General features: G+C 66.9%; 23 protein-coding genes. 5 read left to right on the top strand and 18 right to left on the bottom strand.

Translation table 11 applies throughout. The features are described 5' to 3' along the window. Positions 1–240: 240 nt before the first annotated feature. From MJ603_RS11115 to dapA, 6 genes are all read right to left on the bottom strand, one after another. On the bottom strand, positions 241–741 hold the full coding sequence (locus tag MJ603_RS11115) for a CinA family protein (RefSeq protein WP_243063780.1): 501 nt from the start codon (positions 739–741) through the stop codon (positions 241–243). Next, entirely contained in the window at positions 738–1,346 is a 609-nt protein-coding gene (gene pgsA, locus MJ603_RS11110) for a CDP-diacylglycerol--glycerol-3-phosphate 3-phosphatidyltransferase (RefSeq protein ID WP_243063779.1), read from the bottom strand. Before pgsA ends, MJ603_RS11115 begins: the two co-directional genes overlap by 4 nt. 48 nt (positions 1,347–1,394) lie before the next feature. Then, on the bottom strand, positions 1,395–4,193 hold the full coding sequence (locus tag MJ603_RS11105; protein ID WP_243063778.1) for a DNA translocase FtsK: 2,799 nt from the start codon (positions 4,191–4,193) through the stop codon (positions 1,395–1,397). 74 nt (positions 4,194–4,267) lie between these two features. After that, complete coding sequence (locus tag MJ603_RS11100; protein ID WP_243063777.1) at positions 4,268–4,759, bottom strand: GNAT family N-acetyltransferase; 492 nt, start codon at positions 4,757–4,759, stop codon at positions 4,268–4,270. Between the two features lie 63 nt (positions 4,760–4,822). Continuing rightward, a complete protein-coding gene (locus tag MJ603_RS11095; RefSeq protein WP_243063776.1) occupies positions 4,823–6,499 on the bottom strand; it encodes a ribonuclease J in 1,677 nt (558 codons plus the stop codon). A 30-nt stretch (positions 6,500–6,529) separates the two neighbouring features. Next, positions 6,530–7,507, bottom strand: coding sequence for a 4-hydroxy-tetrahydrodipicolinate synthase (gene dapA / locus MJ603_RS11090; RefSeq protein WP_243063775.1), 978 nt, complete (start codon positions 7,505–7,507; stop codon positions 6,530–6,532). A 93-nt stretch (positions 7,508–7,600) separates the two neighbouring features. Here dapA and MJ603_RS11085 point away from each other — a divergent pair, with 93 nt between their 5' ends. The 3 genes from MJ603_RS11085 to MJ603_RS11075 all read left to right on the top strand — a co-directional run bounded on the left by MJ603_RS11085 (position 7,601) and on the right by MJ603_RS11075 (position 9,085). After that, positions 7,601–8,041, top strand: coding sequence for a thioredoxin family protein (locus MJ603_RS11085; RefSeq protein ID WP_243063774.1), 441 nt, complete (start codon positions 7,601–7,603; stop codon positions 8,039–8,041). Continuing rightward, positions 8,028–8,546: a DUF4395 domain-containing protein gene (locus tag MJ603_RS11080; protein WP_243063773.1), complete on the top strand. Its 519-nt coding sequence runs from the start codon at positions 8,028–8,030 to the stop codon at positions 8,544–8,546. The genes MJ603_RS11085 and MJ603_RS11080 overlap by 14 nt, the downstream gene beginning before the upstream one ends. Before the next feature lie 113 nt (positions 8,547–8,659). Beyond that, positions 8,660–9,085 carry an OsmC family peroxiredoxin gene (locus tag MJ603_RS11075; protein WP_243063772.1) on the top strand — a complete coding sequence of 142 codons (426 nt, stop codon included), beginning with the start codon at positions 8,660–8,662 and terminating at the stop codon, positions 9,083–9,085. Between the two features lie 34 nt (positions 9,086–9,119). Here MJ603_RS11075 and MJ603_RS11070 read toward each other — a convergent pair whose 3' ends face one another. Continuing rightward, the gene (locus MJ603_RS11070) at positions 9,120–9,575 is read right to left on the bottom strand and encodes a hypothetical protein (protein WP_243063771.1); all 456 of its coding nucleotides are present in this window, start codon (positions 9,573–9,575) and stop codon (positions 9,120–9,122) included. Next, entirely contained in the window at positions 9,575–10,318 is a 744-nt protein-coding gene (dapB, locus tag MJ603_RS11065) for a 4-hydroxy-tetrahydrodipicolinate reductase (protein WP_243063770.1), read from the bottom strand. Before dapB ends, MJ603_RS11070 begins: the two co-directional genes overlap by 1 nt. Positions 10,319–10,429: 111 nt before the next feature. Between dapB and MJ603_RS11060 the strand changes: the two genes are divergently transcribed. Then, positions 10,430–10,924, top strand: a complete 495-nt coding sequence (locus tag MJ603_RS11060; protein ID WP_243063769.1) for a GNAT family N-acetyltransferase — start codon at positions 10,430–10,432, stop codon at positions 10,922–10,924. On the opposite strand, the gene MJ603_RS11055 is transcribed toward MJ603_RS11060, so the two are convergent. Genes MJ603_RS11055 through MJ603_RS11045 form a run of 3 tightly spaced genes read right to left on the bottom strand, consistent with a single transcriptional unit; the run spans position 10,911 to position 13,956 of the window. Further along, the gene (locus MJ603_RS11055) at positions 10,911–11,927 is read right to left on the bottom strand and encodes a diacylglycerol kinase family protein (protein ID WP_243063768.1); all 1,017 of its coding nucleotides are present in this window, start codon (positions 11,925–11,927) and stop codon (positions 10,911–10,913) included. The two genes, MJ603_RS11060 and MJ603_RS11055, sit on opposite strands and share 14 nt — an antisense overlap. Positions 11,928–11,957: 30 nt before the next feature. After that, positions 11,958–12,560 (bottom strand): histidine phosphatase family protein, encoded by a 603-nt coding sequence (locus tag MJ603_RS11050; protein ID WP_243063767.1) that lies wholly within the window; start codon positions 12,558–12,560, stop codon positions 11,958–11,960. Between the two features lie 31 nt (positions 12,561–12,591). Then, positions 12,592–13,956, bottom strand: coding sequence for a pitrilysin family protein (locus MJ603_RS11045; RefSeq protein ID WP_243063766.1), 1,365 nt, complete (start codon positions 13,954–13,956; stop codon positions 12,592–12,594). Between the two features lie 463 nt (positions 13,957–14,419). Between MJ603_RS11045 and MJ603_RS11040 the strand changes: the two genes are divergently transcribed. Beyond that, on the top strand, positions 14,420–14,998 hold the full coding sequence (locus tag MJ603_RS11040) for a TetR/AcrR family transcriptional regulator (protein ID WP_243063765.1): 579 nt from the start codon (positions 14,420–14,422) through the stop codon (positions 14,996–14,998). 35 nt (positions 14,999–15,033) lie between these two features. On the opposite strand, the gene MJ603_RS11035 is transcribed toward MJ603_RS11040, so the two are convergent. The 7 genes from MJ603_RS11035 to MJ603_RS11005 all read right to left on the bottom strand — a co-directional run bounded on the left by MJ603_RS11035 (position 15,034) and on the right by MJ603_RS11005 (position 22,408). Further along, complete coding sequence (locus MJ603_RS11035; protein ID WP_243063764.1) at positions 15,034–16,080, bottom strand: aldo/keto reductase; 1,047 nt, start codon at positions 16,078–16,080, stop codon at positions 15,034–15,036. Between the two features lie 261 nt (positions 16,081–16,341). Further along, positions 16,342–18,642, bottom strand: a complete 2,301-nt coding sequence (locus MJ603_RS11030) for a polyribonucleotide nucleotidyltransferase (protein WP_243063763.1) — start codon at positions 18,640–18,642, stop codon at positions 16,342–16,344. Positions 18,643–18,913: 271 nt separating this feature from the next. Continuing rightward, on the bottom strand, positions 18,914–19,687 hold the full coding sequence (locus MJ603_RS11025; protein WP_243063762.1) for a fructosamine kinase family protein: 774 nt from the start codon (positions 19,685–19,687) through the stop codon (positions 18,914–18,916). Between the two features lie 51 nt (positions 19,688–19,738). Further along, positions 19,739–20,212: a VanZ family protein gene (locus MJ603_RS11020; RefSeq protein WP_243063761.1), complete on the bottom strand. Its 474-nt coding sequence runs from the start codon at positions 20,210–20,212 to the stop codon at positions 19,739–19,741. 109 nt (positions 20,213–20,321) lie between these two features. Continuing rightward, positions 20,322–20,951 (bottom strand): hypothetical protein, encoded by a 630-nt coding sequence (locus tag MJ603_RS11015; protein ID WP_243063760.1) that lies wholly within the window; start codon positions 20,949–20,951, stop codon positions 20,322–20,324. 90 nt (positions 20,952–21,041) lie between these two features. Then, entirely contained in the window at positions 21,042–21,896 is an 855-nt protein-coding gene (locus MJ603_RS11010) for a CoA ester lyase (protein WP_243063759.1), read from the bottom strand. Further along, entirely contained in the window at positions 21,893–22,408 is a 516-nt protein-coding gene (locus tag MJ603_RS11005; RefSeq protein WP_243063836.1) for a MaoC family dehydratase, read from the bottom strand. Before MJ603_RS11005 ends, MJ603_RS11010 begins: the two co-directional genes overlap by 4 nt. Between the last annotated feature and the right edge of the window lie 24 nt (positions 22,409–22,432).

The raw sequence follows: 22,432 nt of genomic DNA, 5'->3' as shown, positions 1-22,432 counted from the left end.
AACCTTCGATCGAATCGTCAAAGTATGCACTAACGCTACGCGCATCGTGCTGAAACTCTAACCATCGATGGCTTGGTTTTGGGTGTGAGTACACACGCTGTAACGAAGACGAAACTCGTACTATTCCGGTTCGCAGCGCGCGACGGCGCCGGTTCAGCGAATCCTCGGACTTCTTCGGACCGACCGAATCGGACGTCCGCGCCGGCCGTTCCGCCGGCTCGCGGGCGCCCCTCGCCGGTCTCACTCCGCCGCGAAACGCTCCACGAGGAGCTGCGTCGCGACGGTGACCGTCTGCACCCTGATCGTCGCTCTGTCACCGGTCAGTGCGAGTGGCATGGCCTCGGTCGTCTCGCCGTAGGACAGGCCGAGGAACACGGTTCCCGGTGCCTGTCCGCCCTGGCCGTCCGGCCCCGCGACGCCTGTGGTCGCGATGCCGATGTCGGCCGCCCTGCCACCCACGGCAAGTCGCTCGCGTACGCCGCGGGCGAGCTGCCTGGCGACCTCGGGGTGAACGGGGCCGTGTTCGGCCAGCAGAGCGGCATCCACTCCTACCAGCGTGTGCTTGAGCTCCGTCGCATAGACGACCACGCCGCCGAGCACGACAGCGGACGCCCCGGCCGGCCGGGTGAGCTCGGCCGCGAGGGCGCCGCCGGTGAGCGACTCCGCGACGGCGACCGTGAGTCCGCGCGAGGCGAGCCGCGAGATCAGCCGTGCCGTGGCATCCGCACCACCGGTCGTCACGACCGCGCCTGTCGCGCCGCAGCGAGGCGATACGCCTGCCAGAGGTAGCTGGCGCCGGACCAGACGGTGAGCACGAGGGCGATTCCCATCAGCACCCAGTTCAGCCAGAACACCCAGTCACCGAGGAAGGTCCAGAGCGGAGCGAGCGCGAAGGAGATCGCGACGGCCTGTGCGACCGTCTTGAGCTTGCCCCCGCTGCCGGCCGGAACGACGTTGCCCCTGGACAACTCGACCATGCGCCACACCGTGATGCCCACCTCGCGCACCACGATCACGATCGTCACCCACCACCAGAGCTCACCCATGATGGAGAGACAGACCAGAGCTCCGGAAGTGAGCAGCTTGTCGGCGATGGGGTCGAGGATCTTGCCGAGATCGGTGACCATTCCTCGCCTGCGGGCGATCGCACCGTCGATGCCGTCCGTCGCGATGGCGATGATGAAGAGCGCCGCAGCGATCCAGCGCAACGCGCCGTCGGCTCCGGCATCCGCCAGCACCAGCCAGAAGAACACGGGCGCGAGGATGATCCGCACGACCGTGATGATGTTCGGCAGGTTGAAGTTGCCTGGCGTGGTGGGTGAGGATGCCTGGCCGGAGTCGGTCATGCGATCAGCCTACGGTCAGCTGCCGATGTGAGACCGTACCGCGAGCCGTCAGTCGCGCCCGGTCAGACCCCAGGCGTCCTCGTCGGTGTCGCCCTCGACCTCTTCGAGGTCATCGAACTTCGCCCCGACCGGGTCGTTGTCGTAGCGATCGTCCTGCTGCGGCCCGGCCGTCTGCTGCGCCTGCGGCTGGCTCGGTGCTGCGGATGCCTGTGCGCTGCTGTCGCCGCCCCGCAGTCGCCCTAGCACCTGACCGAGCTGTTCTGGCGTGGCGAGCACGTCCCGGGCTTTCGACCCCTCTGACGGGCCGACGATGTCCCTCGACTCGAGCAGATCCATCAGGCGACCGGCCTTGGCGAATCCCACCCGCAGCTTGCGCTGCAGCATCGACGTCGAACCGAACTGACTCGAGATCACGAGCTCGGCTGCGGCCAGCAGAAGGTCGAGGTCGTCTCCGATGTCGGAATCGATCTGCTTCTTCTCCGGCGCGGCGGCGACATCTTGCCGGTACTCGGGACGTGCCTGACTCGTCACGTGCTCGACGACACGTTGGATCTCGCTCTCCGACACCCATGCACCCTGCACACGTATCGGCTTCGAGGCCCCCATCGGCAGGAAGAGCCCGTCGCCTTGCCCGATCAGCTTTTCGGCGCCGGGCTGGTCGAGAATGACGCGGGAATCGGTGACGCTCGAGACCGCGAGCGCGAAGCGCGACGGCACGTTCGCCTTGATGAGCCCGGTGACCACGTCGACGGAGGGTCGTTGGGTCGCTAGCACCAGATGGATTCCGGACGCGCGGGCGAGCTGCGTGATGCGCACGATCGAGTCCTCGACGTCGCGAGGTGCCACCATCATGAGGTCAGCGAGCTCGTCGACCACGACGAGCAGGTAGGGATAGGCCTTCAGTTTGCGCTCGCTCCCCTCGGGAAGCTTGATCTCGTCGTTTCGTACGGCCTTGTTGAAGTCGTCGATGTGACGGAACCCGAAGCTCGCCAGGTCGTCGTAGCGCATGTCCATCTCTTTCACGACCCACTGCAGCGCCTCGGCCGCCTTCTTCGGGCTGGTGATGATGGGCGTGATCAGGTGCGGAACTCCAGCGTATGCCGTGAGCTCGACCCGCTTCGGGTCGATGAGCACCATGCGCACCTCGCTGGGCTTGGCCCGCATCAGCACGCTCGTGATCATCACATTCACGAAGACCGACTTGCCCGTACCGGTTGCGCCAGCCACCAGAAGGTGCGGCATCTTGGCGAGATTGGCGACGACGAAGCCGCCGCCGACATCTTTGCCCACTCCGATGGTCATCGGATGATGGCTGTTCGCTGCCGCAGCCGACCGCAACACATCACCCAACGAGACGGTCTCACGGTCGCTATTCGGGATCTCGACGCCGATTGCGCTCTTGCCCGGAATGGGCGAGAGAATGCGTACTTCGTTCGATGCGACGGCGTAGGAGAGGTTCTTGCTGAGGGCGGTGACGCGCTCCACCTTCACACCGGGGCCGAGCTCGATCTCGTACTGCGTCACGGTCGGACCGCGGGAGAAGCCCGTCACACGCGCATCGACCTGGAACTGATCGAGCACCGACGTGATCGACGCGACGACCTCGTCGTTCGCCGCCGAACGTGTCTTCGCGGGAGTTCCAGGGGCGAGCGTGGAGGCTGCCGGCAGCACATACGGGGCCTCCGGGACACCGTCGAGCGGCTTCGCCGCCTCTGCGGCGGCGACGTCGAAGTCGTCGTCCGACAGAGCACCGAAGCCCGGCAGTACGGCCGTCGCCGTGTCGGGGCGGAGCCCTGTCGGATGCTTGCCGGCGCGGGATACGTCTCCGGTGAAGCGGCTGACAGCGTTCTCGGCATCGCGCAGATCGGCGAGCACCTCGGTCTTGTAGTCCTGCGGCGCCGGTTCGAGCGCGGTGTCGAAGCTTCCGGTGGCCGAGCTGTCGATGCCGAGAACCTCGGTGAACGATGGACCACTCTGCTCGAACTTCGGGTCGACCTCCCTGCCGCTCTTGTTGCGGCGCCACCACGGCAGGCTCTGCTCGGACTCGTCATCATCAGAGTCGGATTCCGCATCCGCCGACTTGCCGCGACGCGTCTTCGAGGTCTGCTCGGCGGCATCCTGCTCCTCGCCGTCGGTTCGCTGAGCACCGAACAGGTAGGAGTAGAGCTCGCCGAGTCGGCGTCCGATGCGGTTCGGCGGGGTCTTGGTCATGATCAGAATGCTGAGGAGCAGCACCACGATGACGATCGCAGCCGCGCCAACGGGCGTCGCGAGCGCGACAAGGGGGGCTCCGGCCATCCAGCCGATCACGCCGCCGGCCTTCGCCAACAGCTCCATGCCGTCGGCCGGCTGCGGCCGCGACGAGAAGATCTCGCACAACGCCGAGACCGTGACGAGGAGCAGCGCGAGGCCGATGCCGATGCGTGTGTTGTCGTGCACGGAGGCCGGATGACGGAACAGCCAAATCGCCAGCAGCAGCATGACGACGGGAAGCGCGAACGCCACTCGGCCGAAGAGTCCCCCGAACGTCCAGACGTCGAGCTGCTGCGCCACCGCGTTGTCGATCAGGAACCACTCGACGACCGCTCCGGCGATCGCGAGCAGCACGATGAAGAACGGGAGGCCGTCTCGGCGCTCCTCCTTGGCCAGCTTCTCCGGTCCGAACGCTCTGGCGGCGCCGCCGACGAGATGGGCCAGCCCTAGCCACGCGCGCGAGAGTGCACCACGTTCCGATTTCGGCGTGGGCAACACCTTCGTCTTCTGCGTCGCCGCCTGTTTCGACGGCGAGCGCGCGGCCGACGTGCTGCGCGTGCGGGCGCGCGACGTCGACTTGGTGCTCGTGGCCATGAACACAAAGGTAGCGGCGGCGGGTGTCAACGGCGCGGAGCGCCAACGGGTGTCTCGCAGATGGCGAACACCGCTCAGACGAGCACGCGCACCATCACATCGGTCGTCGCGCTCGACGACACGACCGTATAGCCCTCGCTGACGTACAGCCTTCTTGCCACGTTCGTGCGGCGCACGCTGAGACTGACCCTCGAGTAGCCGCCGGCTCTGACAGCGCCGTGCAACGACTGGAGAAGCGTCCTGCCGACCCCGAGCGCACGCCACTGCGAGTTCACGCCCAGGGTCAGTTCTGGAACGCCGGATGCCACGAATCCGGAGCCGGGAGCATCCGCAGGGAACAGGCGCGCCCAGCAGGCACCGACCGGAGTGTCATCCCGATCGACGGCGACGAGTCCGATGTCACCTGGGCGCGGCCACTGCGCGAGGTAGCGCCCGATGCTCGGATCGTCGAGAACGGCGACCCGTGACCGTGGGGGTTCCGCCCCGCCGTTCGCCGCCTCGACGAGCATGTCACGGAGAAACCCGGAATCGCTCGCCACTGCACGACGAATCATCAGGCCGTCCATGGCAGGAGGGTACGGCTCAGTTGTTTCGGACGTGTATCGAGCCGGAGCACCGTCTCATCGACGCTAAGCCTCGATCACGAGCGGCACGATCATCGGGCGACGGCGGTAGCTGGTGTTCACCCAGCGGCCAACTGTTCGCCGAACGACCTGGCTCAGGGCGTGGGCGTCACGGACTCCGTTGTGTGAGGCATCCGAGAGGGCGGCGGCGATCTTCGGCTTCACGGCGTCGAAGATGGCGTCGTCCTCCGCGAATCCCTTCGCGTGGATCTCAGGGCCCGTGATGATGCGGCCCGTTCCGGCCTCCACCACCACGATGATCGAGATGAAGCCCTCCTCTCCGAGGATCCTGCGGTCCTTGAGGTCGGCATCCGTGATCTCGCCGACCGTCGAGCCGTCGACGTAGACGAAGCCGAGGTCGAGCTGGCCGACGACGGTCGCGACACCGTCGAGCAGGTCGATCACGGTGCCGTCCTCGGCGAGGATGGTGCGTTCTTCGGGCACGCCGGTGTCTTGTGCGAGCTTGGCGTTCGCGACCAGGTGGCGATACTCCCCGTGCACCGGCATGACGTTGCGCGGCTTCAGGATGTTGTAGCAGTACAGCAGCTCGCCTGCCGCGGCGTGACCTGAGACGTGCACCTTCGCGTTGCCCTTGTGCACGACCGTCGCACCGAGCTTGGTGAGTCCGTCGATCACGCGGTACACGGCGTTCTCGTTACCGGGGATGAGACTCGACGCCAGGATGACCGTGTCGCCCTGCCCGACCTCGATCTGGTGATCGAGGTTGGCCATGCGGGCGAGCACCGCCATCGGCTCGCCCTGGGACCCGGTGGACATGTAGACCACCTGATCGTCCGGAAGGTCGGCGGCCTTCTTGTAGTCGATGAGCACGCCGTCGGGCACCTTGAGGTAGCCCAACTCGGCGGCGATGGTCATGTTCCGCACCATCGAACGGCCGAGCAGTGCGACGCGGCGACCGTTCGCGGCGGCCGCGTGGAGCACCTGCTGCACGCGATGCACGTGACTGGAGAAGCTGGCGACGATCACGCGGCGCGGCGCGCGGGCGATGACGCTGTCGAGCACCGGCCCGATCGAGCGCTCCAGCGGAGTGAACCCAGGCACGTCGGCGTTCGTCGAGTCGACGAGGAACAAGTCGACTCCCGCTTCGCCGAGTCTCGCGAATGCACGCAGATCGGTGATGCGATCGTCCAGGGGCAACTGGTCCATCTTGAAGTCGCCGGTGTGCAGCACGACGCCTGCCGTGGTGCTGATGGCGACGGCGAGGGCATCCGGAATCGAGTGGTTCACCGCAACGAACTCGAGCCCGAACGGGCCGAGCTGTTCGTGCTGGCCCTCCTTCACCGTGAGCGTGTACGGCTGGATGCGGTGCTCCTTGAGCTTCGCCTCCACGAGCGCGAGCGTCAGACCCGAGCCGATCAGGGGAATGTCCCCCCGCAGCTTGAGCAGATACGGCACTGCACCGATGTGGTCCTCGTGGCCGTGCGTGAGCACCACGCCGACGACGTCGTCGAGCCGATCACGCACCGGCCCGAAGTCGGGCAGGATCAGGTCGACGCCTGGCTGGTCCTGTTCGGGGAACAGCACGCCGCAGTCGACGATGAGGATCTTGCCGTCGATCTCGAAGACGGTCATATTGCGACCGATCTCGCCGAGGCCGCCGGTTGGGATGATGCGCAAGGTGCCCGGCTCAAGTACGGGCGGATCGTATACCGACGCGGGCATATGCCGTGCCTCCAGTGTTTCTGCGCTTGGTCAGCGCGTGGTGCCTGCCACCTTGGGAAGTGCTCCCCCGGCGGCGGCGTTGCGATCGGGCCTGAAGTTCGTCAGGTCGAGGCCTTCGATGCCGTGCACCAGATCGAGGTCTCCCTCGATCTGCGCCGCCTCGTAGTCCTCTGGCCCGACGAGCGGAAGCCGCACGCGCGGACTGCCGATGCGGCCGAGTCCGTGCAGGATGTATTTCGCGGCGACAGTGCCGGGAACGTGAGTCATGACCGCCCTGGCGAGCGGTTCGAGCTTCTTGTGCACCTCTGTCGCGGTGGCGAGGTCTCCGCTGTTCACGGCGTCGATGATCTGCCGGTACGGAGTCGGCGCGATGTTCGCCGTCACTCCGACGAGACCGCTGGCACCGATCGCCAGCTCCGGCAGCACGTACTCGTCGGCGCCGGCGAAATAGAGAAGGTCGGTGTTGTTCAGCACGCGCGACACCTCGGCGAGGTCGCACTTGGCATCCTTCACCGCGCGGATGTTCGGGTGCTTCGCCGCCCGCAGGATCGTGTCGTACTTGATCGGCACACCGGTTCGGCCCGGGATGTCGTAGAGGATGACCGGCAGATCGGTCGCGTCGGCGATCAGCCGGAAGTGCGTGAGGATGCCCGCCTGCGTCGGCTTGTTGTAATACGGGGTGACGATCATGACGCCGTCGGCCCCGGCCTTTTCGCTTGCCCTGTACAGCTGGATCGCGTGAGCGGTCTCGTTCGAGCCACCACCCTGGATGACTTTCGCACGTCCCGCCGCGACCTCGAGAGCGACCTGGACGAGCCGCAGCTTCTCCGGGTCGGTGAGCGTCGACGTCTCGCCGGTGGTGCCGGAGACGACGATGCCGTCGGCCCCACCCGTGATGATGTCGTCGATGTGCTTCTCGACACCGGGCCAATCCACTTCGCCGTCCGCGTTGAACGGCGTCACCAGTGCGACAAGAACCTGGCCGAAGGGGTTGTCTGGGTTGGGCATCTCATCAGGCTATCGCGGCTTCGCCGCTTGCAGAGCGTCACGATACGTCACACAGGGACGTCGCATAGCGCCTGGTCATACCGTGTGACCAGCATGAACCCCTTGATCGCCGTCATCGTGGTCGTCGCGCTCGTCCTCGTCGCGACGCTCATCGGCGTGATCTGGCGCGCTCGCACCGGTCGCGTTCGACGCACATCAGGGCCCGTGGTGAGTGCTTCGACGTTGCACACGGATGCGCCGTTCGGCGACACCGCGACGATCGTGCAGTTCTCAACGGAGTTCTGCGGACCGTGCCGGATCGCTGAGCGGGTGCTGACGTCCGTCGCGTCGGAACGTAGCGGAGTGGCATATGTGGAGGTGGACCTCACCGCTCATCCGGAGGTCGCCACGGAGTTCGGGGTGCTGCAGACGCCCACGATCCTGCTGCTGGATGCCGCAGGCGGCATCCGCTCGCGCATCGGCGGCGTTCCGCGGGCACACGACGTGAACACCAGGTTGGACGAATTCGCGGAGGAAAGCCATGTCGGCAGCTGAGAGTGCGAGCGCGGAGAGCGCGAATGCGAAGCGCGCGAAGACACGCGCGAATGCAAGGATCGACCCGCGCGGACCGCGCTTCGGCGCGGGGATCACGGCCGTGCTGCTGCTCGTGGTCGTGTTTCTGGGGCTGATCGGCCTGACGACGGCCGCCACCGTGCTGCTCGGTGTGCTGGCGCTGCTCTTCCTGTGGGGTGCCACGGCCGGTATCGCCAGGCATCCGTGGGGTCTCGTCTTCAAGACGTTCGTGCGCCCGAGGCTGAACCCTCCTGCAGACCTCGAGGACAGGACGCCGCCCACCTTCGCCCAGGGCGTCGGCTTCGTGATCACCGCGCTCGGCGTCGTGCTCCAACTGGTCGGCGTTCCGTACGCCGCGGTCGTCGGAGCGGCCCTCGCGTTCGTCGCAGCCTTCCTCAACTCGGTGTTCGGCTATTGCCTCGGCTGCCAGATCTACCTCCTGCTGGTGCGCAGCGGGCTCGTCGGGCGCAGTCAGCCCCAGGCATAGCGCGGGGCCTTTCCGTGGTCGTCTCACGCTCCTAGGCTGGGCTGGTCGCTGCGTCGCGGCGACCGACTCCGAACGGGCATCCGTTCGGGCGGCCCTGACACGAAGGAGCGGACATGGCCATCACAAGCGAAGCGACCACGGTGTGGCGCGGAGACCTGAAGAGCGGATCAGGCGAACTCAACCTCGACTCATCGGGCGCCGCGCGTTTCGACGTCAACTGGCGGGCGCGGTCGGAGGGATCCGCCGGGGTGACCACACCGGAGGAACTGCTGGGTGCAGCTCACTCCTCGTGCTTCGCGATGGCGTTCTCGAACATCCTGTCGGGATTCGGCACGCCGCCGCAGAGCATCCAGGTCACTGCGGCAGTGACATTCGACCCTGCACAAGGCATCACCGGAAGTCACCTGTTGGTGAACGCTGCCGTGCCCGGTCTCGAAGAAGCCGACTTCCAGCGGCTCGCCGATGAGGCGAAGCGCACCTGCCCGGTCTCGCGGGCCCTGGTGGGCATCCCGATCACCATCGAGGCCGAACTGGCGTAGTCCGGATGCTCTTCTGGGCGCGCCCGCCGTCGGGTCAACGATTCGGGGTGGGGCGCGCTCCATGCAGCTTGATCGCCTCACGCATGGCCCGCCTCGCCCTTCGGCGGTCTCCCGACGCGTCATAGGCGAGGCCGAGTCGGAACCACGCCCGCCAACTGGCAGGCTCTGCCTCCACGTCTGACTTGTACTGCGGAAACTCCTCGTCGGCGGCGTCGCGCAGGGGTCTGCCGCTCGCTCGGTGCGGGAGGTCGTCGACCGGAAGGCCGCCCTCCGTCTCCAGAATGCGCACGAGCCTCTGGGTCTGCACGCCGAACCAGAGCTCGCGGAGCAGCGCCCAGGCCGCGATCGCCGAGAGAACGAATAGGGCGACGGCCATGATGACGCCGACAGCGACCCCGCTGGCGATGAGCAGCACGCCGTACCTGATGACGAGCACCAGATAGAGCACGAGGAGCACGGCCATGACGATGGCCGCGACGCGACCGCGCATCACAGACCCAGCAGTCGATCGAGGCCGACGGTGAGGCCTCTGGCGTCGGGCGCCGAGCGAAGCGCGTGCAGGATGCCCGCCGCGTACGCCCTGGAATCGATCGTGTCGTGCGTGATGGTCAGGGTCTCCCCCGGCCCGCCCAGAATCACCGACTGCCTGGCGACGACGCCGTCGAGCCGGAGGCTGTGCACAGGAACGCTCGCCACCTGCTGCCCGCGCGCGCGCTGATCGGTGTGCGGCGCGGAGACAGGGCCGCGCTCGTCGCGCGCCTCTGCGATCAGCTCTGCCGTGCGCACCGCGGTGCCGGATGGTGAATCGATCTTCGTCGCCGAGTGAGCCTCGACGATCTCGATCGAGTCGAAGTACTTCGAGGCGGCCGCCGCGAATGCCGTACCCAGTGCCGAGCCGAGCGAGAAGTTCGGCACGACGATGACGCCGCGGTCGGACTCGTCACGCAGACGTGCGGCGAGCGGTGCCAGCCGCGCCGCCGACCAGCCGGAGGTTCCGACGACCACGTTGCGGCCGGCATCCAGGGCATAGTCGACGATCGACGGGCTCACGGCCGGAATCGTGACATCCAGAACGATGTCGGACGGAGCATCCTGAGGCCCGAGCATGTCGGAGAGATCGTTCTTCGACCCGAGCGCCGCGACCAACTCGAGGTTGTCGGCGGCTTCGATGAGGTCGACGGCTACGCTTCCGAGCTTGCCGGTCGCGCCGACGACGGCCACACGAATGGTCATTCCCTCACGATACCAACGGCGCACATGGGCCATGGATCCTGCCTGCAGCCGCCTGCCAGGTGCCAGGGCCACGCGCATCCCACCGGATCACCGCATCTAAACTGGCAAGTGATGCTCACGTTCGCCAGCGCCCGCACCGACGATCCGATCGCCGCGGACCTCCTCACCCGATACTTCACAGAGCGCGAGGACACGTTCCCATCCGCACAGGGCAGCTACCGCGTGAAGCTGCCCGATCCATCCCAGTTCATCGGCGATCGCGGCGACTTCGTGATCGTCTCGCTGGACGCAGCGGCGGCGGGCTGCGGCGGCATCCGCCGAATCGAGGATGCCGCCGATGCGTCGGGGCGCCCGATCGTGCGCTTCGAGGTCAAGCATCTCTGGCTCGATCCCGCCTCGCGCGGTCACGGCACCGGTCGTGCCTTGCTGAACGAGCTGGAGGGAAGGGCTGCGGCGCTGGGCGCCCGGCAGTTGGTGCTGGACACCAACGAGAGCCTCACCGCTGCCGGCGGGCTGTATCGAAGCTCCGGTTACCGAACGGTTGAGCCTTACAACGACAACCCGAACGCGACGCACTGGTACGCGAAGGACGTCACAGCGTCGTAACGTCGTCGCCCGTCGCGACGCTGGCCCGATCGAGCGCTGCACGATCAGCGGCGACACGGATGTCGAGTGCAGCCGGGAGCACGGTGATCCTGGCGCTGAGCACGGGACCGAAGCTGTCTCCGTCGAGTTCGACGGCGTGCGGCGCATCGAAGCGCACTTCGAAGCGCCGGCCCTGCGCATACACCAGCGGACGGATGTCGGGCGCGAGTTGCATCATGCGTCTGCCGATCCGTGAGCGGTGCGCAACCCCCTGAATCGTCAGACGCGTTCCGATCCTCGCCCAGCCGAACCTCCGCCCCGGGCTGAGCATGACCACGTCGAGCAGGCCATCATCCACCTCGGCTGCCGGGAGCAGCAGCATGTTGCCGGTGAGCGTTCCGCAATTGCCGACGATCACGGTGTGTGCGTGGCCGGATCTGACATGACCGTCGTCGACGCGATAGCGCAGGTGGAACTGGCGGTTCGCAATGATCGACCGGGCGATCGGTGTGACATATGCGAGCCAGCCGAGCCGGCGCTTGGCCTGCGCGCTGGTCTTCTCCGCCATTTCGGCGTCGAGCCCGATGCCCGCCATGACGAGGAAGCGGTGGCTGCTGCGCGTGCCGGTGTCATCTTCGAGTTCTGCGACGGCCACGTCGATGCCGGCACTCAGATCTCCGAAGGCGATGCGAAGACACGCTTCGATGTCGTTCAGCGGGAGCCCGAGGTTTCGCGCGAGCAGGTTTCCGGTTCCGGACGGCACGATGGCGAGCGGTGTGCCGCTGCCCTTCATCGCTTCGGCGACCACGCGCACCACGCCGTCGCCGGCCGCGACGACGATCACGGCCGGCCCATCGCTGAGCGCTCGTTGCGCCGCACCGAGGCCGGAATCGTCTGCATCGGTCGGGTACCAGCGGGTCTCGTCCCAGCCGCCGCGGTCCTCCTCGACGCGGACGCCACTCCGCACCCGGTCGAGAGAGACCTTGACCGGGTTGTAGACGATGGCCGCGTGCCCGTGCTCCATGGGTCGAGCCTACGCAGGCCGACCACCACCTCACACGGGTTGCAGCTCTGGCATCCCGGTGCGCAGTTCGACGGGCAGGTGGCCAAGGTCGTTGTGGACGACGAGCACAGGGGGCTTCGCCGAGCGCACCCTGATGATCGTGAGACCGCAGTTCGCCTGGTTCAGACCCATCCAGCGCCAGTCGGGAGCGTCGAAGACGTGCCGCACGAACCATCCGATCACGAAGTTGTGGGTGATCAGCAGATCGTGGCGATCGGCGCGGGCAGGGGTCAGGAACTCGCTGACGGCATCCGCCATCTGCGCGCTTCCCGCTTCGATCTCAGCCTCTGTGATGCCGCCGAAGAAGGATTCGAATGCCTTGGGCATGTCGGGCGTCGGACCCGAGGGAATGCAATCGAACAGCAGGCTGGACGGCTGAGGATTCAGCGCGGGCAGCCGTTCAAGCATGATCTTCGCGGTTTCTTCTGCTCGACGAAGCGGCGAGTGGAAGACCGATGTGAAGGGCACACCGCCGAGACGCTCGGCGATGAGCGTTGCCTGACGTTTGCCGCGCGGTGAAAGGGGGCCGTCGGGCATGCCGTGTTCGGCATCCTGCTGCTCTCCGTGGCGGACGAGGTACAGATAGTGGGGCAAAACGAACGATTTCCTTCGGATCGGTAGTCGGTCACCTCAAGTCGGAGAACACGTCGTCGTCGACGGCTCCGACTGCGGCGATGGTCAAAGGGCGCGACGCGAGGTCGGCAGCGAGTTCGCGCACATCGTCGGCTGTGACGAGCGCGAGACGGCGCAGGGTCTCGTCGAGGTCGGCGAACTCTCCGGTGCTCAGCTCGGAGCGGCCAAGGCGTGTCATGCGGGTGTCGGAGTCTTCGAGAGCGAGCGCCGAGCCGCCGGAGAGCTGCCCGACGGCGCGCACGTGTTCCTCGTGCGTGATGCCGTCGGCGGCGAGGCGGTGGAGCTCGTCGATCATGATGCCCGCGACCGAGCGCGCCTTCTGGGGTGCGCAGGCACCGTACATGCCGAACACCCCCGTGTCGGAATAGCCCGCAGCGAACGAGTAGACCGAGTACGCGAGGCCGCGCTTCTCTCGCACCTCCTGGAACAGCCTGCTCGACATGCCACCGCCGAGAACGGCGTTCAGTACACCCATGGTGATGCGCGCGTCGTCCGTGGCGCGCAGCCCGCGGGTGCCGATCAGCAGATGGGCTTGTTCGATCGGACGTCGAACGGTGACGAGCGGAACCGTGTCGCGCAGTTCCGCCTCGTTCGAGTCTCGCCTCTCGACCGGCGAGCCGGGCTCGGCCAAGGGCCAGCCGCCTGCCGTGAGCGAGCGTTCGACGTCTGAGACGAGCCGCGCATGGTCGACTGCTCCGGCCGCTGCTATGACGAGGTCCTGCGGCCGATAGTTCGCCTGGTAGTGCTGCCAGACGGCATCCCGCTCCGCCGATCTGATCGTCTCGGGACTTCCACCGATCGGTCGGGCGACCGGATGTGCGCCCAGCGCGGCCGAGAAGAACCGTTCGTTCGCCGCGTCTGCCGGATCGTCCTCGGCCATCGCGAGCTCCTCGAGGATGACGCCGCGCTCGTTCTCGAAGTCGGTCGCGTCGAGAAGCGACGAGGTCACCATGTCGGAGAGCACCTCGGTCGCCATCGTGAGGTCTCTGTCTTGCACCTTGGCGTAGTAGCAGGTCTGTTCTTTGGCAGTCAGTGCGTTGTGCTCGCCACCGACCCCGTCGAACGAGATCGCGATGTCGAAGGCCGTGCGCTTCCGCGTGCCCTTGAAGAGCAGATGTTCCAGAAAATGGGTGGATCCGAAACTCGCGGCGTGGCCAGTGCCACCGGGCGTCGAACCGGTTTCGTCGCGTGAACCGACACCGAACCAGAAGCCGATCGTGGCACTGCGAACGCCCGGAACATGCTCAGTGAGAACACGCACTCCGCTGGGCAGCACGGAACGCGAAACCAGCGCGTCGCCGGACGCTGCGAACGTCAGATCGGCACGGTCGAGGGGGAGGTCAACGGCACCGTTCATCCCCATCAGCCTAGCCATGATTGAGGTGAGAGGTGAGCGAGCTTGCTCGCTCACCCGAACCGATTGAATGGCTGAGCGGCGCAGTCGCGATAGAGGTGATTGAGGGTTGCGGGAGGGATGCTTGCATCGCTCCCGCAACCCGATTGAGTCAGTGAGCGACGCAGTCGCGATAGCCATGATTGAGGTGAGAGGTGAGCGAGCTTGCTCGCTCACCCGAACCGATTGAATGGCTGAGCGGCGCAGTCGCGATAGAGGTGATCGAGGGTTGCGGAAGGGATGCTGACCTCCGTCCCCGCGTCGCGGAGGTCGGCGAATGACCCGGTCGCGGCGCGACTGACACGCGACGCACGACCTGTCCGCATTCTTGAGGACAAACTGTACTGTCTACCCCTATATACTTACAAACGATCTCCGGCGGAACTCGCCGTAGGGCACGTGAAAGCACTGAGTCGAGGAGTAACGCATGACCGACCAGAGCCAGTCGGCAACCCGACCGCCGGCGCCGGCCAAGGTCAAGATCCTCGTCACAGCGGATCGCCTCTTCTACGAAGATGGAGTGCACACTGTCGGCGTCGATCGAATCATCGCCCAGTCGCACGTGACCAAGGCGACGTTCTACAAGCACTACCGCTCGAAGGACGTGCTGATCGCCGCCTTCGTCGCCGGACGTGATGCCCAGGCGCGCGCGGCGGTCGCCGCCGACGAAGAGCGATCGAACGACCCCGCTGCCGTACTGGGCGCGATCGTCGATGGGTTCGCAGCGGAATCCCAGCGCGACGGATACCGCGGATGCCCGTTCATCAACGCGCAGATGTCGCAGCTGGATGCTGCCGGCCCTGTCACGCCGGCCGTCACCGCCTGGCGAACCTGGCTGCGATCCACGCTCGTCGACCTCTTCGCAAAGGCAGGTTCGGCGGATCCGCAGGCAGCGGCAGACGATCTGCTGCTCTCACGGGACGGCGCGTTCGGCGGTGCACCCGTGACCGACCCTGGGGTTGCAGACGCCGCCTTGCATCGCACCCTGGAGCGTCTGCTTCCCTGAACTGCTGAGCGGGATCCGCGCGGACGCAGTTCGCTCTACTCGGAAATGCGGTCGAGGTCGAGCATGTCGCTGCGGCTGAGACTCACGCTGCAGGCGACCATCAAGTCGTCGACCTCAACGGCGGACGCGACGTTCACGACGGGGGCGACCACGCCACGTTTGGCGAGCAGCCAGGCGATGGCGATCGTGGCCATGCCGCACTCGTGCTCTGCCGCGACGCGATCGAGCGCCTGCAGCACGCGGTGACCCCGCCTTCCCAGGTAGGTGGCGACGCCGGCATCCCGCGCCTCCGGGTCGAGGTCGGATCGCGAGCGGTACGCACCGGCGAGGTAGCCGTGCGCCAGCGGGCGGACGGGGAGCACGCCCAACGACTGCGCCGCCGAGACGATGCGCAAGTCGCTCTCGAACGCCCCTCGGTTCATCAGGCTGTAGGGGACTTCGATCGCCGCCACCTTCGGCAGTCCCGACGACGACAGCACCCGAGCCTCCATCAGGCTTTCCGCCGAGAATCCGGAAAACGCGACGTATCGCACCTTGCCGGTGTCGATCAGCCACTCGACCGTGGCGAGCGTGTCGGACAGCGCGACAGACGCATCCGGTCCCTGAAGGGTAAGGATGTCGACGTGATCGGTGCCGAGCTGACGCAATGCCGACTCGACGGCACGCACCACGTTGACCTGCCCCAGTCCGGGGCTCTCCTCGCCGCGTCCCACCCTGAGGTCGATGACGACGCTGCCGCGGATGTCACGTCGGTGCATCCAGCCGCCGACGATCGCGTTGCCGAGACCGCGCCCGTGCGCGTCGGAGGTGACGATGAGGTTGCCGCCGAGGTGCACATAGCGATCGAGCACGGCCTGAGCCGCGTCGACGTCGGCCGCCATCGCCAGCGATGCCGTGCCGAGCGCAAGCGGATACACGGCGAGATCGGTTTCGCCGAGCCGTCGCGGCGCAACGATCGACAGCGGTGCCGTCGCGGCGCCGTCGTAGTCGACGGGCGTCACCGGTGCGTCGAACACCGGTCCGATTCCGGTCACGCCACCGTTCGCATGTTCCCGTGCGCGCACAGGAAACGTCTGCGCCATGTTCCCCTCCAGCTCCTAAGCCCCCCCGAGCCGATGTGCCACGGGATGCCGCGTCACACCTGATGCCTGTGAGCGTAACGGATACCTCCGACGTCACCCGGTCGAAACGATTGAACCGTTACCAAATCTTTGGAATACCACGGGATTTCGCCCCGCATACGGGGCGCAGTTGCGCCACGTTCGGGGGATGCGAGCCCGAAACGAGAACGCACCCGTCACAACCGAAGTCGTGACGGGTGCGTCGAGGTGTTCTGAGACGACCTAGGCGTCGACCGCCTCGGTGGCACCCTCGGCCGGAGCCGCTGGCGCGTCACCCGCGGGTGCGTCGTCGCTCTCGGCGACGACCGGCTGCAGCGACAGCTTGCCGCGGTCGTCGACCTTGGTGATCTCGACCAGGATCTTCTGGCCGACGGACAGAACGTCTTCGACGTTCTCCACCCGCTTGCCGCCGGCGAGCTTGCGCACCTCGGAGATGTGAAGCAGGCCGTCGCGACCGGGAAGGAGCGAGATGAAGGCGCCGAACGTCGCGATCTTGACGACAGTTCCGAGGAACTGGTCGCCGATCTCGGGGTTCGTCGGGTTGGCGATCGCGTTCACCTGGGCGCGTGCCGCTTCGGCACTCGGGCCGTCGACTGCACCGATGTAGACGGTGCCGTCCTCCTCGATGGAGATGTCGGCGCCCGTCTCGTCCTGGATCGCGTTGATCGTCTTGCCCTTCGGGCCGATCAGCTCACCGATCTTGTCAACGGGGATCTGCACGCTGATCACGCGCGGAGCCGTCGGGGCCATCTCATCGGGGCTGTCGATCGCCGCGTTGAGCACGGAGAGGATCGTGGTGCGGGCATCCTTCGCCTGCTGCAGCGCGCTGGCAAGCACCGACGACGGGATGCCGTCGAGCTTGGTGTCGAGCTGAATGGCGGTGACGAACTCGCTCGTTCCCGCCACCTTGAAGTCCATGTCGCCGAGGGCGTCTTCGGCACCCAGGATGTCGGTGAGTGCCGCGTAACGCGTCTCGCCGTCCACCGTGTCGGAGATCAGGCCCATCGCGATGCCGGCGACCGGGGCGCGCAGCGGCACACCGGCGTTCAGCAGCGACAGTGTCGAAGCACAGACCGAACCCATCGACGTCGAACCGTTGGAGCTGAGAGCCTCAGACACCTGACGGATCGCGTAGGGGAACTCCTCGCGGCTGGGAAGCACCGGAACGAGGGCGCGCTCGGCCAGGAATCCGTGACCGATCTCGCGACGCTTCGGGCTGCCGACACGACCGGTCTCACCGGTCGAGTAGGGCGGGAAGTTGTAGTGGTGCAGGTAGCGCTTCTTGGTGACGGGCGACAGCGAGTCGATCTGCTGCTCCATCTTCAGCATGTTCAGCGTGGTGACGCCCAGGATCTGGGTCTCGCCACGTTGGAAGATCGCTGAGCCGTGCACGCGCGGGATGACCTGCACCTCGGCGTCGAGCGGACGGATGTCCGCCAGCCCACGACCGTCGATGCGGATGCCCTCGCGCAGCACGCGGCCGCGCATGACGACCTTCGACACCGACTTGTACGCCGCGGAGAACTGCTCGAGCGTCTCAGGCAGCAGGACACCGGCCTCGACCTTCTCGGCGATGGCGACCTTGACGCGCTCCTTGAGAGCATCGTCGGCGTTCTGGCGCTCGATCTTGTCGGCGATCTGGTACACGTTCACCAGGTCGTCGTACGCGAGGCCCGCCACGTTGTCGTAGGTCTCCTTCGAGTAGGGCAGGAAGACCGGGTACTCGGCGATCGCCTTCGCGGACTGCTCGGCGAGCACGTTCTGCGCACCGACCAACTGACGGAGGAAGGGCTTGGCGGCCTCGAGACCCTGAGCCACGATGTCTTCGCTCGGCTTGGTGGCTCCGGCCTGGATGAGGTTCCAGCTGTGTTCCGTCGCCTCGGCCTCGACCATCATGATCGCGACGTCGTCGCTGCCGTCGGCGTTCTGCACGACACGACCGGCGACGACGAGGTCGAACACCGCGTCTTCCAGCTGCGACGCCTTGGGGAAGGCGATCCACTGGTCTGCGTGCTCACCGCGACCGGGGATGAACGCAAGGCGCACACCCGCGACCGGACCGGAGAACGGCAGACCGGAGATCTGCGTCGACGCGGATGCCGCGTTGATCGCGAGCGCGTCGTAGAACTCGTCGGGGGCGATCGACAGCACCGTGATGACGACCTGGACCTCGTTGCGAAGACCCTCGACGAACGAGGGGCGCAGCGGACGGTCGATGAGACGGCAGACCAGGATGGCCTCCGTCGACGGACGCCCCTCGCGACGGAAGAACGAGCCGGGGATCTTGCCGGCCGCGTACGACCGCTCCTCGACGTCGACCGTCAGCGGGAAGAAGTCGAAGTTGTCTTTCGGGTGCTTGCTCGCACTCGTCGCGGAGAGCAGCATGGTCTCTTCGTCGAGGTAGGCGGCGACGGCGCCCTGCGCCTGCTGGGCGAGCCTGCCCGTCTCGAACCGCACAGTGCGGGTGCCGAAGCGGCCGTTATCGAGAACGGCCTCGGCGAATTTGATTTCAGGACCTTCCATTGAGGTCTCTTCTCCTTTTGTTCGTGCGCGGTCCCGTGTGGACGCGCGCGCTCGCCGAACGCGCGGGAGAACAGGCATAACCGAGCCGTAGGGCTCTTCGCTGGCCACCAGTAGAAAAACACCATCCGCCTTCTGCGCACCCTGTGCGACACGAACGGTTGGGATTCCACCACCGAGGACCAGCAGCCTGCAGCCTGCAAGGCGAGTTTCGTGTGGTTATTGAACCGGATCGATCCTAGCAGAGCGGCCTGTTCCGGCCAGGCGTGCCCTCTCAGGACGCGTCGGCGAGGGCGATCACGCGTGCGGCGGCATCCGCCAGCGCGTCGCCGTAGCCCCGGCCGTAGCTCGCTGCGTGCACGGCCAGCGGATGCAGCTGGTGCAGTGGGATGCGCTCGTGCCAGCCTGCACGAAGCGGGCGCACGCCCGAGTAGCCCGCCATCACCTCGTCGAGGTACGGGCATCCGAACAGAGCGAGCATGGCGAGGTCGGTCTCGCGATGGCCGCCGTGCGCCGCCGGGTCGATGAGCACCACGCCGTCCTGCGACCAGAGCACGTTGCCGTTCCAGAGGTCGCCGTGGATACGGGCGGGCGATTCGTCGTCGTCGAAGACGCCCGCTGCGATCTCGTCGCATGCTTGGCGGACGATGGATGCCTGCCCGAGGCCGATCCCTCCCGCCTCGATCGCGAGTTCGAGGTAGGGCAACACGCGATCCTTGGCGTAGAACACGCCCCAGCTCGACTCATCGGCCACCGGTAGCGGCCGGCGGCCGATGAAGAGCGGTCCGTACCAGCCGCCGGGGCCGGCTCCGAACGAGGCAGCGCCCGCGCCATGCGTGACGGCGAGGGCTGCGCCGAATGTGCGCGCGGCATCCGGGGTGGCCGGCACCGTGTGCACGCGCTCGAGCTCGATGCGTCCGGCACCGACGTCGATCACGCGCACGATGCGCGCTCCCCCTGCGTCAGCGAGCCAGCGGAGACCGGCCGCTTCCGCCTCGAAGAAGAGGGCAGGGGCATCCGGATTCGACTTCACGATCGTGTCGGCCATCACCCTCACGCTACGGCCTGGCGTCGCGTCGCGATGTCGACGCGGCAGAGATCAGCGGTGGGCGCTCACCGACGTGCGGCGGGCGGAGGCCGCTGCAGCGGCAGCGCGATCCCGTCGGGCTCGCGGCGCAGTGATGACAAGACCGACGAGCACGCCGACGATCGCGCCGGTGGTGTTCGAGATGACATCGCGCACGTCGGAGACGCGCCCGGGAATCCAGATCTGCGCGGTCTCGATGCCGAGCGTCATCAGGAATGGGACCATGATCGCCAGCCACCACCTCTTGCGGCCGAACAACAGAAGGAAGAAGAGTCCGATCGGCAGGAACATCGCGATGTTCGCCGAGAACTCGACCCCGTCATAGGTGACCCAGTCCGTGGCCGGATGCTCCCACAGAACGTCGAGCACATGCATCACGATCGAGTTCTTGCCGCCGAAATCGGGCTGGGGTCCGAGTGTGACCCACGCGACGACTCCCAGGTACACGAGCGTGATCACGCTCAAGAAGGGATGCCGTCGGAACATCTGTCCATGATCGTCGAACCGTCTGGATGGATGCTGTCGACTCGCTGGACCCGAGCCATGCGTCGGCTCCAGAATCAGGAGTGTCGCAGAGCGCGTTCGGTGCTCGCTGTCAGTGCGCCTGGTTTTCGTCGGCCCACGCCACGAGACCGCCGAGAGCCACGTCTATCTTGCGGCGGCCCGCCTCGCCAACGACCCTCGTGACGACAAGTGCGTATCGGCCATCGGTCGCGTGAGCCCTCAAGGCGTCGTTGTAGCGCTCCGTCGCGAGGTCGGACAGGAATCCGACGTGGTAGGGGCGGTTGTCCGCGACCAGGTGCACAGCGATGCGGATGCGTCGCCCGAGCCAGCGCGTGGCATCCGGTACGAGGACGGCTTGCGTGGCCGATCCCGTCCACGAGAGGGCGGCGTCGATCGCCTGTTGATGACGGCGCGTGCTCAGCACGGGCGTCGGCGGGGCATCCGTCGCCGGGGCATCCATCGCAGGCACCGGCACCGTGACGATGCCGTCGAGCGAGTTCAGGATGCCCTGCGAGTCGGGATTGCGGGATCGTCGCGTGAACGAGAGGACGATCACGACGATCAGTCCGGCGCCGGCGGCCACGGTGATCGCGAACGCGATCCAGTAGGCGATGGGATAAAGGTCGGGCCGGATCGCGCTCGTGATCACGACGAGGATGAGCACGAGAAGATAGGGGCCCGGTTCCCACCGCCACAGCGGCCTACGGAGTGTTCGGGGCATGGCTGCCACGTTATCGGGAACCGGCTGAACGACCGCTCTTTGTGGTGTCTTGCACGCCGAAACCGAGGACGCACAACGGCACGCGAGTGTTCAAGGCCGATGGTCACTCTGCTGCGCACGCCGCATCACGGCGCGCGCCTGGGCGATGATCGGCTCGTCGACCATGCGCCCGTCAAGACGGAATGCACCTGGCGCCCCGTCGGCCGCCTCGATCACCCGCCGGGCCAGCGCGATCTGCTGCTCGTGCGGGCGATACGCCTCTCGCACGATCTCCACCTGTCGCGGATGCAGGCACGCGGTGGCTGCGAAGCCTGAAGCAACGGCATCCGCTGCCTCCTCGGCGAGCCCTTCGAGGTCCTCGAGGTCGATGTGCACGGCGTCGATCGCGTCGATTCCATGCGCACCAGCCGCGAGCAGCACGGTGGAGCGCGCGTGGCGAGCGATGTCGCGGTATGCGCGGGACGACGTGCGGCTGGAGACTCCGCCGAGGGACACGATCAGGTCCTCTGCGCCCCACATCAGAGCGACGGTCGAGGAGTGAGCGGCGATCGCCGCCGCCTCCAGCACCCCCTTCGCCGTCTCGCAGAGCGCGACGACGCGTACATCGTCCACAGTGCCCGCGACCTCTGCGACGTCGGCGGACGACTCGGCCTTGGCGAGCATGACCGTGCGGAACGGCGTCGCACGCACGGCTGCGACGTCGTGCGCATGGTCTGGCGACGACACAGGGTTCACGCGCACGATCACCTTGTCGAGGTCGGCTTCGGTGTCCCGCCCGAACGCGACGAGCGCCGCGCGCGCCGCCGGCCGGTCAGCGGGGGCGACGCCGTCTTCGAGATCGAGGATGACGGCATCCGCCCGCTCGAGTGCCTTGCGGTAGCGATCGGGGCGATCGGCCGGACAGAAGAGCAACGCCGGTGCGAGGCCCAGCCGTCGCCTGTTCATCCTTGCCCGCCAGGACCGGCGCCGGGATGGGCGTCCGGGTGGGCGTCGGAAAGCCACATCAGAACCGCTCTCTGCGCTGTCGCGACGATCTCACCGTCTTGATTGCGACCGGTGTGCTCGAACGTGACGATCCCCTGACCGTGCCTCGACGCCGAAGGACGCTTCGCGGCCACGAGGGTCTCGCTGTACAGCGTGTCGCCGTGGAAGAGCGGATGCGGGAACTCCACGCTGCTCAGGCCGAGGTTGGCCACGATCGTGCCCTGGGTGAGCTGGCCGACGGATGCCCCGACGAGAGTCGACAGCGTGAACATCGAGTTCACGAGGCGCTGGCCGAACGGCTGCGTCGCCGCCCACGCTGCGTCGAGGTGGAGGCCCTGATTGTTCATCGTGAGAGTCGTGAAGAGCACGTTGTCGGCCTCGGTCACCGTGCGCCCGGGACGATGCAGGTAGCGCGTGCCCACCTCCAGCTCGTCGTAGTACAGGCCGCGTTGCACGATGTCGCGCACCGGCATCCGCTCGTCGTCCGCCACCGATCT

It is taken from the genome of Humibacter sp. RRB41, assembly GCF_022761015.1.
Classification (GTDB): Bacteria; Actinomycetota; Actinomycetes; order Actinomycetales; family Microbacteriaceae; genus Humibacter.
The sequence above is the reverse complement of the archived record's forward strand: the minus strand, read 5'-3'. Positions and strand labels throughout refer to the sequence as shown.